The sequence below is a fragment of the Flavobacterium sp. GW823-FHT06G12 genome, assembly GCF_058794775.1.
Window position 1 is genome coordinate 383,180 of record NZ_JBXAHE010000005.1, and the last position, 14,207, is coordinate 397,386.

The window sequence follows — 14,207 nt, forward strand, 5'->3', positions numbered from 1 at the left end:
TATATATATATAAAATTAGGCACGAGTTCTCCTTTTTCATTTGACATTCATAACAATGTCTTATATAATAAAGTTTTTAGAAGTTATTTTTATTTCTATGAAGATAATTACAACACGTATAAAAGACAGATAAATCACAAAACTTAATTTAGATTTCTTAACTCTCTTTTATGAAGGTTCATAATAACGCTAATTCCACTAAACCCGCATGAGGGATAGAAGTGGAAATCCTTTTGCGGCGAGGTTCGGTACAAAAGATTGCAACGGATAGCCCGACCCGAAGGGGCATGCTCAAATGAAAAAACCTCAGCTCTTTTTTGAAGAAAACTGAGGTTTTGTTTTTTTATTTTGATTGTGGAATTGCTAGTGTGATTTCTCCCTACGGTCGAAATGACAAACTAGACTTTTACATCATATCTATATATCTGTCGTGGTAACCTAACAAATATAAAACACCATCAAGACCTAAACTTGAAATTGATGTTGATGCGCTTTCTTTTACTTTTGGTTTGGCATGAAAAGCAATTCCTAGACCTGCTAAGTTTAGCATTGGCAAATCGTTTGCTCCATCTCCAACTGCAATGGTTTGGTTAATGTGGATTCCTTCTTTTTCGGCAATTGCTTTCAAGAATTCAGCTTTTTTCTGTCCATCAACAATATCGCCTAAATATTTACCTGTCAGTTTACCGTCTTTTATTTCTAATTGATTGGCATGAACATAATCTATTCCTAATTCTTTTTGAAGATATTCTCCAAAATAAGTGAATCCTCCAGATAGAATAGCGGTTTTATAACCGTAATATTTTAGAGCTTTCATTAAACGATGCGCTCCTTGCGTGATTGGTAAATTGATTGCTACATTTTGCAATACTTCTTCGCTCAAACCTTCCAAAAGTGCCATACGTTTTTTGAAACTTTCATTAAAGTCGATTTCGCCATTCATAGCCGATTCCGTAATGGCGCGAACTTGATCTCCTACTCCATTCAATTCTGCCAATTCATCGATTACTTCGGTTTGGATTAAAGTAGAATCCATATCGAAGCAAACCAAGCGACGGTTTCTTCTATAAATATTATCTTCTTGGAAAGAAATATCGACATTTAGTGCTCTAGAGACTTCCATAAAACTTGCTGTCATGACAATTTTATTTACAATCTCTCCTGTCACAGACAATTGAATACAAGAACGTGGATATTCTTCTTTTTCTACAATAGAAGTTCTTCCTGTTAATCGGATAATAGAATCGATATTTAGGTTTTGATCTGACATGATTTTGGTAACTGCTGCCAATTGAGAAGCTGCTAGTTTTTCGCCCAAAATATTAATGATGTATCGTTGCTTAGATTGTGATTTTACCCAAGTTTCGTAATCTTCAATAGAAATCGGAATAAATTTTACTTTGATTTCTAATTCATAAGCTTTGAAAAGAAGATCTTTTAAAACCGGAGCCGAAGATGAACCTGCTGCAATTTCGAACAAAATTCCTAAAGAAAGTGTGTCATGAATATCAGCTTGGCCGATATCTAATATATTAGCGTCGTATGCTCCTAAAACAGCCGTTAAACCTGCTGTAACTCCAATTTTATCGTGTCCTGAAACTTTTAATAAAATTATCTCTTTATCTTCTGCTGCCATTTTTCTTTCTTGATTTTGAAGCGACAAAAATCGGCAATCTCTCGTTGATAAAAAAGAATAATCCTTGTTTTTTTGAAAAGAAAAAGCACATATAAATGTGCTTTTTCGAGTAATTTAACAATTATCTTTTATTATTAAAATAACGTAACTTTTTGGCTATTGATTTGGAATGTTTTTATCAAAACTCACCATCCAATTAACACCAAATTTATCTTTAAACATTCCGAAATAAGATCCCCAGAAAGTATTGTTCATTGGCATTTCAACTTTTCCTCCAGCCGAAAGTCCGTTAAAAATTCTATCTGCTTCGTCTGTACTTTCTGTATTAATAGAAATCGAAAAATTATCTCCAAAACCTACGTCTCCGTATCTAGGATGACTGTCACTTCCCATTAAAATGGTATTTCCAATTGGAAGCGAAACATGCATAATGCGATTTAATGCTTCTTCAGAAAGCACTTCTCCTTCTTCTGCTGGAGCGTCTTTAAATTTTCCGATATACGGAAAATCTCCTCCAAAAACCGATTTATAAAACAGGAACGCTTCTTCGCAAGTTCCGTTAAACATTAAATATGGATTTATTGCTGCCATTTTTTAAATTATTAATTGTTAACTATAAATTGTTAATTCCGTTTGAAGCACAAAACAAAGTCTTGCTTTCGCTTCTTTCTTCTACATTCTCTATTTCTCAGATAACTCTTTAATGGTCTCCAATCCTTTTGGGAATGCTTCTTTAAAATAGTCTATATGCTTTTCGATCACATCAACTTCCACATGAAGATCAACCAAATCTCCTTTTTGATCTAAACGATAGGTTTCCATGGCTCCAGTCCATTGTTCTGTTTCTGCATTTGGCGGAACTTCCTTATAATCTTTCAGTTCACCTAAATGCTTAAAAGCCATGTATTCATTTGGGATTTTTTTTTCAATTAAACTATTCATTCCTTCTCCAGCTGCGCCCAAAAAATAAATTTTGTCGCCTTCGTTCCAACTCGATTCAACGTAACTTTCTCCACAAAAAGAACTTGTCCATTTTCGATAAGTTTCGTCATCCCATAAGACTTTCCAAATCTTTTCTTTGGGAGCCTTGATCTTGATATTAAAAACTAATTTTTCCATTTTAATCTGGTAATTTACTAAAATCCATAAATAAGACATTCCAACGATGACCGTCCAAATCGGCAAAACCACAACCATACATCCAACCCTGACTCTCTGCAGGAGGAGCAAACACAATTCCGCCAGCTTGTTTTACTTTTTCAGCTAGTTCATCAACTTCTTCTCTGCTTTCAGCATCGATTGAAATCAATACTTCCGAACTCGATTTAGTATCAGTAATACTATTTTGAGAGAAACTAGAAAAAAGCATTTCTTCAAAAAGCATTACTACAAAATGTCCTTCACCTACAACCATACAAGTAGAGCTTGGGGTGTCATGCTGTTCATTAAACGAAAAACCAATTTTCCAGAAAAAATCTTTCGCTTTTGCTACGTCCTTTACAGGAAGATTCAACCATATTTGTTTTGTCATTTTTTGTTTTTTTTTGTTGGGTTAGATATTTATTTCTTTTAAACCATATAATTGATATAAGCTAATTTAAGTTTGTAATCTTTGACCTTTGAGACTTTGAAGCTAAAATTAATTAGCCTCTACGTAACTTTTAAAATTATCCAAAATTGCCTGCCAGCCTGCGCGCTGCATTTCTTCTGGATTTTGAGTTTCTGGGTCGAAACTTTCTACAATTTCTACACCCTCTGAAGTTTCTGTAAAAGTAATTTCAACCTTTCTTCCATCTCCTAGAACATACGAAAGTGCTTCATTTGGTTTTACTAAAGTAAATTCACCTCCAAAATCAAAACTCATACTCCCATCTTTGGCAGCCATAGTCGATTTAAATTTTCCTCCTTCTCTTAAATCTGCTTCTGCGTGAGGCGTGTGCCAATCTGGAGAAGCAAAACTCCATTTAGTAATATGTTCTGGTGTATTCCAAAACTTCCAAACTTTCTCTGCAGATGCTTTTACAGTATTTTTTATTGTTATCATTATTATAAATAAATTTCGTTTTAAAATCTCTCTGTGTATTTCTTAAAGTTATCAATCACATCTTGGCACCATTGCTTTTGCATATTTTCAGAATCAGTTTTATTGGGCTCAAAATATTCAACAAGCTTTACATTGTTTCCAAAATCTTCAAAATGAACGCTTCCGATTCTATTGTCTGAAAGCTTATATTCTATTAACTGAAATTTTTCAACTTTTGTATATATTCCCTCAAAATCAAAACTTTCATCTTTATCTTTTGATCTCATTTCATATCTAAACTTTCCTTTTTCTTGCAAATCATTTTCAGCATAAGACGTATACCAATTATCAAAAGCACTGTTCCAGTTTTGGATATGTTTTGGCGTAATCCAAAAATCCCAAACTTTTTCTATTGACGCATTAATTATAACTTCTACCGAAATCATCTTTAATTGGCTGGAATTTGACTTTCATCCATAAAGAAGACTTCCCAATGATGTCCATCCAAATCTAGAAATGTTCTTTGGTACATCCAACCATAATCTTTTGCTTCTTGATAATCTGTTCCACCAGCTTTTACCGCTTTCTCAATTGTTTCATCTACTTTCTCACGTGATTCCATAGAAAGAGAAATAAGGACTTCGCTTGTTGTAGTAGAATCACAAATTTTCTTTGGAGTAAAGGTTTGATAAAACTCTTCAACCAAAAGCATTGTAAAAATGTTATCACTAATTACTATACAAGCTCCCTGTTCATTTGTGAACTTTGGATTTGTAGAAAAACCAAGTTCATTAAAAAATTTCACTGCTCGATTTAAATCTTTTACCGCAAGATTTAAGAATATCTTTGTTTTCATCTTTATAAAATTACAAATTAATCAAAGCAAATGTAAAATTTTAAGATTAGTTTAAAACGACAATAAAAGTCAACTTTAGGGGCATTTAAGACAATTTGCTTATTTTTGTGTTAACTGAAATTCCAAAAACAACAAATATCATGAGCAAGAAACTAGGTTTAATCGTACCTCACGACTATAAATTATTAAGTATAGCCGCGATATTAGAAGTCTTTGAAACTGCAAATAAACTTACATCGGGAACAGAAAAACCATTTGAAATAATGATTTTTCAGTCTAAAGAGCAAAACGATCAAGGAAATATATTTGGATATAAAAGTAATTCCATTGAAACTTCAGAAATTATTCTAGACTTAATTTTAATTCCCGCTTTTACTACTGATAATATGAGCGAGATGATTAAAAAGAATAAAAACTTTATTCCTTGGCTTCAAAAACAACATAAAACTGGAGCCGAATTAGCCAGTTTTTGTACTGGCGCATTTTTGTTTGCCGCATCTGGTTTATTAAACGAAAAACTTGCCACAACCCATGTTGATGCTTGCAGCGCTTTTACAAAAGCCTTTCCGATGGTGAAATTAAAACCAGAAGAAACTTTAACCGCCGACGGAAGTTTATATACAAGCGGAGGATCTACCTCAACTTTTCATTTATTGATTCTTTTGATTCAAAAATTCTGCGGCAACGAAATGGCAGTTAAAATTGCTAAAATATTTTCTATCGACTTAAACCGATACAAGCAAAGCTATTTTAGCACTTTCAGACCAAACCATTTACACAATGACACTTTGGTTGCCATGCTACAGCAAAAAATTGAAAGCCAGTATCACACCATCGAAAAACTAGAAGAAATTACAAAAGACATTCCGACAAGTGCCAGAAACATGACACGCCGTTTTAAACAAGTAACCGGAATTCCGCCAATTGAATATCTACAAAATATTAGAGTCGAAAGTTCAAAGAAATATCTAGAGCAAACCCAGCTTTCGATTTCAGAAATTATCGAAAAAACTGGCTATAACGATCCAAAAGCCTTTAGAAAGGTTTTTTATAAAATGGTTGGCATGAAACCAATTGAATATCGCGAGAAATTTAGAGTGCAATAATTTTATTAAAAGCAGCACATTTCGTTTCCAAAAGAACATCTGTCCTGCTCTTCACTGTATCTTTTGCTGTGAACCCCACAGCAAAAGGATTGCCGTTTCGATCAGGGCTAAAACAGAAGTTAAGTTTTCATGAAACTAAACAAAAAAGAAAATAAAAAAACCTGCTCAAATAAATGAACAGGTTTTATAATTGAACTTTGTCAAAGTTGATTTTATAGCTTAAGAAGCAATTTCCATACGTTTCAGCAAGTTTTTGCTTAGCGTATGTTCTGCATATTCTTTGTCGATTGTCAGGCTTGTATCATCTGAAGTTGGCAGTTCGTACATGGCATCTGTCAAAATTGCTTCGCATAAAGAACGTAATCCACGAGCTCCTAATTTATATTCTAAAGCTTTGTCTACAATAAAATCTAAAGCTTCATCTGTAATAGTAAACTCAACATCATCCATCAAGAATAATTTCTGATATTGTTTGATCAATGCATTTTTAGGTTGTGTTAAAATGGCACGAAGCGTCTCTTTATCCAAAGGATCCATGTGTGTTAAAACTGGTAAACGACCAATAATCTCTGGAATCAATCCGAAATCTTTAATATCTTTTGGAATAATGTATTGCAATAAATTGTCTTTGTCGATATTATCAACATTTTTAGAAGTTGAGTAACCAACCGCCTGACGATTTAAGCGTTTTGAAATAATGCGTTCAACACCATCAAAAGCTCCTCCTGCAATAAACAAGATATTTTGAGTATTTACCTCAACAAATTTTTGGTCCGGGTGCTTACGTCCTCCTTTTGGCGGTACATTTACAACCGTTCCTTCCAACAATTTCAATAATGCTTGCTGAACACCTTCTCCAGAAACATCACGCGTTATTGACGGATTATCGCTTTTGCGAGCAATTTTATCAATCTCATCAATAAATACGATTCCTCTTTCTGCTTTTGCTACATCGTAGTCTGCAGCTTGAAGCAAACGTGTCAAAATACTTTCAACGTCTTCTCCAACGTAACCTGCTTCTGTTAATACTGTCGCATCAACAATTGCCAACGGAACGTCTAACATTTTAGCAATCGTTTTTGCCACTAATGTTTTTCCTGTTCCTGTTTGACCAACCATGATGATGTTACTTTTTTCGATCTCTACTTCATCGTCTAATTGCTGTTGCATTAAACGTTTGTAGTGATTGTAAACCGCAACCGACATTACTTTTTTAGTCTGATCCTGACCAATAACATATTGATCTAGGAAAGCTCTAATTTCTTTTGGTTTCTTTAAAATTAAGTCCCCAACTAATTTTGCGCTTCCGCTAGATTTTAATTCTTCTAAAACAATTCCGTGTGCTTGCTCAATACATTTATCACAAATGTGTGCATTGATACCTGCAATTAATAAATTAGTTTCTGGCTTTTTTCTTCCACAAAACGAACATTCTAATACTACTTTTGCCATTCTTTATTTAAGTTACTAAGCTGCAAAGATACTAAGTTTCTAAGCTTTTTGACCTAAAACTTAAAAACTTAGCTCTTTACAGCTTAATATTTTTATTTTTTTATTTGATTTTAAAATTACAAAGAACACTTAGAATCTTAGTGCCTTAGCAACTTAGAACCTAAAAATTATCCTCTTCTTAATACTTCATCAATCATTCCGTACTCTTTTGCTTCGTCTGCTTTCATCCAGTAATCGCGTTCACTGTCTTTGTGCACTTTATCAAAAGTTTGTCCTGAATGGTGAGAAATGATGTTGTATAATTCATCTTTTAATTTCAACATCTCGCGTAAGTTGATTTCCATATCTGTTGCAACACCTTGTGCTCCTCCAGATGGCTGGTGAATCATTACTCTTGAGTGAGGCAATGCAGAACGTTTTCCTGCTGCTCCTGCGCATAATAGAACTGCTCCCATAGAAGCTGCCATTCCTGTACAGATTGTTGCTACATCTGGTTTGATGTATTGCATTGTATCGTAAATTCCTAAACCTGCATAAACACTTCCTCCAGGAGAGTTTAAATAAATTTGAATATCTTTTGAAGCATCAGCACTTTCTAAGAATAATAACTGAGCCTGAACAATATTAGCGATCTGATCGTCGATGCCTGTTCCTAAAAAGATAATTCTGTCCATCATTAATCTTGAGAAAACGTCTAATTGAGAAACATTCAATTGGCGCTCTTCGATAATATATGGAGTCATGTTTGTTGGAGTCATTGCTGCTACGATTTTATCGTAATACATTGCGTTTACTCCTTGGTGCTTTGTAGCAAATTTTTTGAATTCTTTACCGTAGTTCATATTTTTAGTTTAAAGTTGAAAAGTCTAAAGTCAGCAAGTGACTTAAACGAATTAAACAAAGTTCATACCTTTTTATAAGAAATGCCAATTTGTCGTCTTTTTTAAGATGCTAAGATTCTAAGCTGCTAAGGTTCTAAGTTTTTCTTTCTAAGAAACGTTTACCAACTTCAAACCTGAAACAAAAAAAGAACGTCAACAGAATAAAAAATTCCATTGACGTTCAAATATAATTATTTTTATCTTTCAGTTTCTGTAATAAAATCTTAATTTTTAAAAAGTATACTTCTTAACTTTCGACTTTACAACTTTTGACTTTCAGACTAAAATTTATTCTCCGTAAGAAGCTGCAATAAATTCTTCGTAAGTAACCTCTTTAGTTGTTGGGTTAGCTTTTTCTTTGAAGATATCTAACATTTTAGCCGCTACAACTTGCTCAGAAAGTCTTTTCACTTCGTCTTGGTTAGATAAAACTCTAGCCACGATTCCTTGAACTTCTTCGTCAGTTGGGTTAGTTTGACCAAATTGAGCCATTTGCTGTCTGATTGCGTTTGATGTAAACTCTTTCAAGTCATCAAATGTAATTTGGATATTGCTTTGAGCTAAAGCTTTTCCTTCGATTAATTGGAAACGTAAACCTTTTTCAGATCTTGCGTATTCAACTTCAGCTTCTTCTGCAGAAAGTTTTTTCTCTCCAACAGTTTGTAACCATTTTTTCAAGAATTCAGCTGGCAAATCGAATTTTGTGTTTTCGATCAAGAAATCTTGAACATCTAATAATAATTTTTGGTCAGCTTGCTGAGCGAATTGAGCTTCAGCATCTTCTTTAATTTTAGCTTTTAAATCTTCTAAAGAAGCTACTTTTCCTTCGCCAAAAAGTTTGTCGAATAATTCTTGGTTTAATTCAGCTGGTTCAGAACCGTTGATTGCCTCAATAGTAAAGTTTACTTCAACATCTAAACCGTGAACACCTTCGTGACCTACTTTTAAGTAATCCATTAATTGGTGATCGTCTTCAAATAAACCTTTTGTACTTACTGTAACAACATCTCCAACTTTTTTACCTGTGAATTGTTTTTGAGCTTTTTTGCTGAATGTATCTACAGAAATTGTAGTTGTATTATTGATTCCGTTTGCTTCGTTTGAGAAAGTTCCAGTTAAATCAGATTTAGCATCTGATACTTCTTGAGGAACTGCTTTTCCAAATTGTTTTTGGATACGCTCTACTTGTCCGTCGATTAATTTATCGTCAGCAGTAACGATATATTTTACGATATTGTTTTTAGCTTCAAGATCAATTTCGAAATTTGGCACTAAACCAATTTCGTATTCAAAAGTTAATTCTTCAGCATCCCAGTTAAAATCTTCGTTTACTTTAGCAAGAGGAGTTCCTAAAAGATTTAATCTTTCAGATTGAATATAACGCTCTAAAGCCAAATCAACTACTTTTTTAACCTCTTCTTGTTTAATACCTTTTCCGTATTGTTTTTCAACAAGATCTTTAGGCACTGCACCTTTTCTAAATCCTTTTACTTGCGCTAAAGGCATTTTTTCGTTAATTCTTTTTGCTACTTGACCTTTATAATCCATATGAACAACGTTCATAACGATTGTCTCGTTTACAGCGTCTATTGCTACTCTTTTAATATCCATCTTCTTCTTTAATTTACATAATAAAATTGGGTTGCAAAATTATAAAATTTTTGCAACCCAACCAAGTTTTTAATGTATTGTATTTGAAGCAGTTTTAATCTGCTGATTTGTTTTATTTATCGTCTCCTAGTATTTTATAAGTAAGAGATTGAAGTATAGATAGAATAATGCTGAATATTAATGCTGTCCAAAATGAATTTACTGCAAAACCGCCTACAATATTAGTGCACAGCAAAATAATTACCGCGTTTATGACTAATAAAAATAAACCAAGCGTAACAAACGTTACTGGCAAAGTTAACAACACTAAAATTGGCTTAATAAAGATATTCAGCAATCCTAAAACTACTGCAACAATTACTGCTGTACCAAAACTAGCAACATGAACCCCTGTTAAAATGTTAGACAATAATAAAACCAAAGCAGCCGTAACGAGAAGTCTAAGTAATAATTTCATAGTTTTTAGGTTTAAAATTTATTTAAAAATAATAAAATTTTATCAAAAGTGTTTTATTCTTTTAAAAACGTTGCTGTCAATTCAAAAAACATTTTCGGATTTTCAGCATGAAGCCAATGTCCCGCATTTGGAATGGTTTCTAATTTTAAATTTGGGAAATGCTTGCGAATTCCATCGAGATCGGCATCTTGAATATAGCCAGAATTTCCGCCTCTAATAAATAATGTCGGATTATTAAAAACCAAATGATCTGCCAAAGGTTTTCCAATCGCATCCAGATTATTATTAAAAGCTTCTAAATTAAATCTAAAGGCCAATTGTCCCGGCTCTTTCCAATATAGATTTTTTAGCAAAAACTGACGCGTTCCGAAATCTGGAACATATTGAGATAAAATTGCTTCTACATCATTTCGGCTTGGTTTTACAGAAAAATCTACTGCATTTAATCCTGCCAAAATATCCTGATGATGCTGTTTGTAGAATCTCGGACCAATATCTGCCACAATCAATTTGTCTACAATTTCTGGATGTGTCGTAGCAAAAAGCATCGCTACCTTCCCTCCCATCGAATGTCCTAGAATATCTATTCTAGTCAGATTATTTGCTTGACAGTATTCGTACACATCTTGAACCATGGCTTCATAACTCCATTCATCTGAATGAAAACTGCGACCGTGGTTTCTTAAATCTAAAATATGAACTTGAAATCCGGCTTCTACATATTGCCCAGCTAAAGTTTTCCAATTATCAGACATTCCGAGAAATCCGTGCATGATGACAAATGGTTTTCCTTCTCCTTCTATTTTTGAATAAAGCATATTTTTAATTTTTTCTTTTTAAAGAATTATTTCAATTTATTCAGATACATATTTACAGTATTATCTAAACCAAGATAAAGTGCCTCCGAAATTAAAGCATGGCCAATAGAAACTTCTAATAAACCTGGAATGTTTTCTTTAAAAAATTTGATATTATCTAAACTCAAATCGTGTCCAGCATTGATTCCTAACCCCAATTCATTTGCCAACACTGCAGCTTTAGCATAAGGATCAATTCCTTTTTCGTTTCCTAAACTATATTGATGTGCAAAAGATTCTGTGTACAACTCAATTCTATCTGTTCCTGTTTTTTTCGCGCCTTCAATCATTTCTAAAATTGGATCAACGAAAATTGAAGTTCTTATTCCGTTTCTTTGAAACTCTTGAATCACTTCAGTCAAATATTCTTGATTTTTGATTGTATCCCAGCCAGCAGAAGAGGTTATTGCACCAATTGCGTCTGGAACTAAGGTAACCTGATCTGGTTTGCATTCTAAAACTAAATCGATAAAATTATGCTGCGGATTCCCTTCAATATTATATTCTGTGGTAACAACTGTTTTTAAATCGCGTGCATCTTGATAACGAATATGGCGCTCATCTGGACGTGGGTGAATTGTAATTCCTTGTCCGCCAAAACGCTGAATATCTACAGCTACTTTTAATAAATCGGGAACATTTCCGCCACGAGCATTTCGAAGCGTTGCTATTTTATTGATATTTACACTTAATTTTGTCATATAAATAGATATTAATTCTAGTAATCTTATATTTGTTACGACAAAAATACAAAGTAAAACAGAGCGGTTTTCGGTATTTTTTGATTATTTTGCATCAAATATCCTCAATTGATTTATGACAGAAATTACAAACTATATCACAAACGATTTCAGAGCAATTGACAGTCAGGAAACAATTGCCTCGATTCAGGACTTTTTTATCGATGTAAATTTTTCTCATTTTCCGATTTTAGAAGATGGTATTTTTATTGGAAGCATCTCTTCTGATGATGTTGAAACATTTGACACTGATAAAAAAGCAATTGATTACAAATATGCTTTAGAACGTTTCTTTGCCAGAAAATCGATGATTTGGCTAGATGTTCTAGAGGTTTTTGCAAAAAACCACACGAATATCCTGCCTATTCTTGATGAAAACAACAATTATATAGGCTACTACGAAATGGAAGACATCATGAAGTTTTTTCAGGAAACTCCATTTTTAAAAGAACCTGGTGCCATTATTATTGTACAAAAAGGGCTTTTGGATTATTCTATGAGTGAAGTAACTCAAATTGTAGAAAGCAATAATGGTAAAATTTTAGGCTGTTTTGTTTCTGAAGCTGATACAGAAAATGTTCAAATCACTGTAAAAATTGGCTTGGGAGCAATCAACGAAATTATTCAGACGTATAGAAGATATGGTTACGAAATTATTTCAGAGCATCAAGAAGACAACTATATCAATAGCTTAAAAGAGCGATCAGATTATTTAGACAAATATCTCAACATATAAATTATGAATGTGCCAATGAGAGAATTAGTTAATTAGATAATTTTCGCATTTCCAGATTATCTAATTGACACATTGACAAATTATCTAATTTACAACGAATGAAAATAGCCATTTACGGACAATACTATCAGAATAGCACTGAACCTATTATAAAAGACATTTTCACATTTTTCAATACCAACAACGTCGAAATGGTAATTGAAGAAAATTTCCTGAATATGCTTTATGAAAAAGAGCTTATAAAAAAAGAATACAAAACTTTTTCGCCAAGTACTGCTTTAGATAATAGTTTCGAAATGTTGATTAGTATTGGAGGCGACGGAACGATTTTAAGAGCCGCTGCTTTTGTTCGTAATTCTGGAGTACCTTTATTAGGTATAAATGCTGGACGATTAGGTTTTCTTGCCAAAGTTCAGAAAGAAAATATAGATATTTTACTTCAATACGTTATTGATCAAAACTACACCACTTCTGAAAGAACTTTATTAGGAATCACATGCGAACCTTACAACGAAGCTTTTAAAGAACTTAATTTCGCTATGAATGAAGTTACAGTGAGTAGAAAAGACACCACTTCGATGATTACTGTAGAAACCTATTTGAACAACGAATATCTAAATTCTTATTGGGCAGACGGATTAATCATTTCAACGCCAACCGGTTCTACAGGATATTCTTTAAGCTGTGGCGGACCAATTTTAACGCCAGATGTCAAAAGTTTAGTAATTACGCCAATTGCCCCACATAATTTAACTGCCAGACCTCTTGTTATTCCCGACGATACAGAAATTACTTTGCGCGTAACAGGAAGAGAAGACCAATATTTGGTTTCTTTAGACTCAAGAATTTCTTCGGTAAAAAACGAGTCTATTTTAAAAATTAAAAAAACAGATTACAAAATTAAAATGGTTGAAATACCAGACGAGACTTTCTTAAAAACCTTGAGAAACAAACTGCTCTGGGGAGAAGATAAAAGAAATTAAACTCTTTTCTGATTCTTCACTATACGATAATACCACATTTTCTCGTTCTGCATGTAGTGAATCATCATTAAATGGCTCAAAATCATAACGTAAATTGAAAAAAAAGCACATTTAACTAAAGGAACTTTGATTCGTATTGATAATTATTATATTTGCACGCAATTTTGAATTAAATGAAGAAAATTTTTAATTTATTGTTATGTTTTTTCCCCTTTATTACACTTAATGCTCAGATCAATGAGATTGGTGTTTTTCTTGGCGGAAGCAACTTTGTAGGCGATGTTGGAAAAACAACTTATATCGCTCCAGAAAAATTAGCTTTTGGTGTTCTTTACAAATGGAACAGAAGCCCAAGACACGCATGGAGATTCTCATATACACAGTCAAATATTAGTGGAAATGATTACAAATCTGATGAAACAGGAAGAAATCAAAGAGGCTATCGTTTTGACAATGACATAAAAGAGCTTTCTGCTGGTTTAGAATTTAATTTTTTCGATTTTAATCTGCACGATTATCACACAAAAATAACACCTTACGTGTTTACTGGTTTAAATTATTTTTTCTTCAATAATTTATACCGATACACTGCAACTCCCAATACCGTATACGAGCTAAAGAACAGAAGTTCTATGTCTATACCTATTACATTAGGTATAAAATCAAATATATCTCCACGTTTTGTTTTAGCTGCCGAAGTTGGCGCACGCTATACATTTACGGATAATATTGACGGAAGCAATCCAAATACAAGCAATCCAAGTATTATGAAATTTGGAAATTTAAATAATAATGACTGGTATATTTTTTCTGGTATGACTTTAACCTATACCTTTGGAAAAAAACCATGCTATTGCGCATACTAAAAA

The 14,207-nt window shown here is 33.1% G+C and carries 17 protein-coding genes; 4 read left to right on the forward strand and 13 right to left on the reverse strand.

Annotated features, from left to right (window positions below; genetic code table 11):
* Window positions 1-406: 406 nt before the first annotated feature.
* From serB to AC1Q5Z_RS20130, 7 genes are all read right to left on the reverse strand, one after another.
* Window positions 407-1,636 carry a phosphoserine phosphatase SerB gene (serB, locus tag AC1Q5Z_RS20100; protein ID WP_198854427.1) on the reverse strand — a complete coding sequence of 410 codons (1,230 nt, stop codon included), beginning with the start codon at window positions 1,634-1,636 and terminating at the stop codon, window positions 407-409.
* A gap of 156 nt (window positions 1,637-1,792) precedes the next feature.
* A complete protein-coding gene (locus AC1Q5Z_RS20105; protein WP_343589487.1) occupies window positions 1,793-2,227 on the reverse strand; it encodes a VOC family protein in 435 nt (144 codons plus the stop codon).
* 90 nt (window positions 2,228-2,317) lie between these two features.
* Window positions 2,318-2,755 carry an SRPBCC family protein gene (locus AC1Q5Z_RS20110; protein ID WP_198854429.1) on the reverse strand — a complete coding sequence of 146 codons (438 nt, stop codon included), beginning with the start codon at window positions 2,753-2,755 and terminating at the stop codon, window positions 2,318-2,320.
* 1 nt (window position 2,756) lies between these two features.
* Window positions 2,757-3,167, reverse strand: a complete 411-nt coding sequence (locus tag AC1Q5Z_RS20115; protein WP_492446565.1) for a VOC family protein — start codon at window positions 3,165-3,167, stop codon at window positions 2,757-2,759.
* 108 nt (window positions 3,168-3,275) lie between these two features.
* Window positions 3,276-3,680, reverse strand: a complete 405-nt coding sequence (locus tag AC1Q5Z_RS20120) for an SRPBCC family protein (RefSeq protein ID WP_286969270.1) — start codon at window positions 3,678-3,680, stop codon at window positions 3,276-3,278.
* A 20-nt stretch (window positions 3,681-3,700) separates the two neighbouring features.
* Window positions 3,701-4,105: an SRPBCC domain-containing protein gene (locus tag AC1Q5Z_RS20125; RefSeq protein WP_286969271.1), complete on the reverse strand. Its 405-nt coding sequence runs from the start codon at window positions 4,103-4,105 to the stop codon at window positions 3,701-3,703.
* A gap of 2 nt (window positions 4,106-4,107) precedes the next feature.
* Window positions 4,108-4,515 (reverse strand): VOC family protein, encoded by a 408-nt coding sequence (locus AC1Q5Z_RS20130; RefSeq protein WP_492446567.1) that lies wholly within the window; start codon window positions 4,513-4,515, stop codon window positions 4,108-4,110.
* Between the two features lie 140 nt (window positions 4,516-4,655).
* Here AC1Q5Z_RS20130 and AC1Q5Z_RS20135 point away from each other — a divergent pair, with 140 nt between their 5' ends.
* On the forward strand, window positions 4,656-5,621 hold the full coding sequence (locus AC1Q5Z_RS20135) for a GlxA family transcriptional regulator (RefSeq protein ID WP_198854434.1): 966 nt from the start codon (window positions 4,656-4,658) through the stop codon (window positions 5,619-5,621).
* A gap of 219 nt (window positions 5,622-5,840) precedes the next feature.
* Here the strand turns inward: AC1Q5Z_RS20135 and clpX are convergent, their stop codons facing one another.
* The 6 genes from clpX to AC1Q5Z_RS20165 form a co-directional block, all read right to left on the reverse strand.
* Window positions 5,841-7,073 carry an ATP-dependent Clp protease ATP-binding subunit ClpX gene (clpX, locus tag AC1Q5Z_RS20140; protein ID WP_144215416.1) on the reverse strand — a complete coding sequence of 411 codons (1,233 nt, stop codon included), beginning with the start codon at window positions 7,071-7,073 and terminating at the stop codon, window positions 5,841-5,843.
* 167 nt (window positions 7,074-7,240) lie between these two features.
* The gene (gene clpP / locus AC1Q5Z_RS20145) at window positions 7,241-7,915 is read right to left on the reverse strand and encodes an ATP-dependent Clp endopeptidase proteolytic subunit ClpP (protein WP_198854435.1); all 675 of its coding nucleotides are present in this window, start codon (window positions 7,913-7,915) and stop codon (window positions 7,241-7,243) included.
* Between the two features lie 327 nt (window positions 7,916-8,242).
* A complete protein-coding gene (locus AC1Q5Z_RS20150; RefSeq protein WP_343589475.1) occupies window positions 8,243-9,565 on the reverse strand; it encodes a trigger factor in 1,323 nt (440 codons plus the stop codon).
* A 112-nt stretch (window positions 9,566-9,677) separates the two neighbouring features.
* The gene (locus AC1Q5Z_RS20155) at window positions 9,678-10,022 is read right to left on the reverse strand and encodes a phage holin family protein (RefSeq protein ID WP_198854437.1); all 345 of its coding nucleotides are present in this window, start codon (window positions 10,020-10,022) and stop codon (window positions 9,678-9,680) included.
* Window positions 10,023-10,075: 53 nt separating this feature from the next.
* Window positions 10,076-10,840, reverse strand: coding sequence for an alpha/beta fold hydrolase (locus AC1Q5Z_RS20160; protein WP_492446570.1), 765 nt, complete (start codon window positions 10,838-10,840; stop codon window positions 10,076-10,078).
* Between the two features lie 26 nt (window positions 10,841-10,866).
* Window positions 10,867-11,580 (reverse strand): pyridoxine 5'-phosphate synthase, encoded by a 714-nt coding sequence (locus AC1Q5Z_RS20165; protein WP_492446571.1) that lies wholly within the window; start codon window positions 11,578-11,580, stop codon window positions 10,867-10,869.
* 115 nt (window positions 11,581-11,695) lie between these two features.
* On the opposite strand from AC1Q5Z_RS20165, the gene AC1Q5Z_RS20170 reads away from it, so the two are divergent.
* The 3 genes from AC1Q5Z_RS20170 (at window position 11,696) to porG (ending at window position 14,204) form a co-directional block, all read left to right on the forward strand.
* On the forward strand, window positions 11,696-12,355 hold the full coding sequence (locus tag AC1Q5Z_RS20170) for a CBS domain-containing protein (RefSeq protein WP_198854440.1): 660 nt from the start codon (window positions 11,696-11,698) through the stop codon (window positions 12,353-12,355).
* A 98-nt stretch (window positions 12,356-12,453) separates the two neighbouring features.
* Window positions 12,454-13,338 carry an NAD kinase gene (locus AC1Q5Z_RS20175; RefSeq protein WP_492446573.1) on the forward strand — a complete coding sequence of 295 codons (885 nt, stop codon included), beginning with the start codon at window positions 12,454-12,456 and terminating at the stop codon, window positions 13,336-13,338.
* Window positions 13,339-13,511: 173 nt separating this feature from the next.
* On the forward strand, window positions 13,512-14,204 hold the full coding sequence (gene porG / locus AC1Q5Z_RS20180; RefSeq protein ID WP_286969279.1) for a type IX secretion system protein PorG: 693 nt from the start codon (window positions 13,512-13,514) through the stop codon (window positions 14,202-14,204).
* Window positions 14,205-14,207 lie beyond the last annotated feature (3 nt).

Coding starts and splice junctions, on each gene's coding strand:
- serB (WP_198854427.1), bottom strand. CDS start 1,636: ATGGCAGCAGAAGATAAAGAGATAATTTTATTAAAAGTTTCAGGACAC.
- AC1Q5Z_RS20105 (WP_343589487.1), bottom strand. CDS start 2,227: ATGGCAGCAATAAATCCATATTTAATGTTTAACGGAACTTGCGAAGAA.
- AC1Q5Z_RS20110 (WP_198854429.1), bottom strand. CDS start 2,755: ATGGAAAAATTAGTTTTTAATATCAAGATCAAGGCTCCCAAAGAAAAG.
- AC1Q5Z_RS20115 (WP_492446565.1), bottom strand. CDS start 3,167: ATGACAAAACAAATATGGTTGAATCTTCCTGTAAAGGACGTAGCAAAA.
- AC1Q5Z_RS20120 (WP_286969270.1), bottom strand. CDS start 3,680: ATGATAACAATAAAAAATACTGTAAAAGCATCTGCAGAGAAAGTTTGG.
- AC1Q5Z_RS20125 (WP_286969271.1), bottom strand. CDS start 4,105: ATGATTTCGGTAGAAGTTATAATTAATGCGTCAATAGAAAAAGTTTGG.
- AC1Q5Z_RS20130 (WP_492446567.1), bottom strand. CDS start 4,515: ATGAAAACAAAGATATTCTTAAATCTTGCGGTAAAAGATTTAAATCGA.
- AC1Q5Z_RS20135 (WP_198854434.1), top strand. CDS start 4,656: ATGAGCAAGAAACTAGGTTTAATCGTACCTCACGACTATAAATTATTA.
- clpX (WP_144215416.1), bottom strand. CDS start 7,073: ATGGCAAAAGTAGTATTAGAATGTTCGTTTTGTGGAAGAAAAAAGCCA.
- clpP (WP_198854435.1), bottom strand. CDS start 7,915: ATGAACTACGGTAAAGAATTCAAAAAATTTGCTACAAAGCACCAAGGA.
- AC1Q5Z_RS20150 (WP_343589475.1), bottom strand. CDS start 9,565: ATGGATATTAAAAGAGTAGCAATAGACGCTGTAAACGAGACAATCGTT.
- AC1Q5Z_RS20155 (WP_198854437.1), bottom strand. CDS start 10,022: ATGAAATTATTACTTAGACTTCTCGTTACGGCTGCTTTGGTTTTATTA.
- AC1Q5Z_RS20160 (WP_492446570.1), bottom strand. CDS start 10,840: ATGCTTTATTCAAAAATAGAAGGAGAAGGAAAACCATTTGTCATCATG.
- AC1Q5Z_RS20165 (WP_492446571.1), bottom strand. CDS start 11,580: ATGACAAAATTAAGTGTAAATATCAATAAAATAGCAACGCTTCGAAAT.
- AC1Q5Z_RS20170 (WP_198854440.1), top strand. CDS start 11,696: ATGACAGAAATTACAAACTATATCACAAACGATTTCAGAGCAATTGAC.
- AC1Q5Z_RS20175 (WP_492446573.1), top strand. CDS start 12,454: ATGAAAATAGCCATTTACGGACAATACTATCAGAATAGCACTGAACCT.
- porG (WP_286969279.1), top strand. CDS start 13,512: ATGAAGAAAATTTTTAATTTATTGTTATGTTTTTTCCCCTTTATTACA.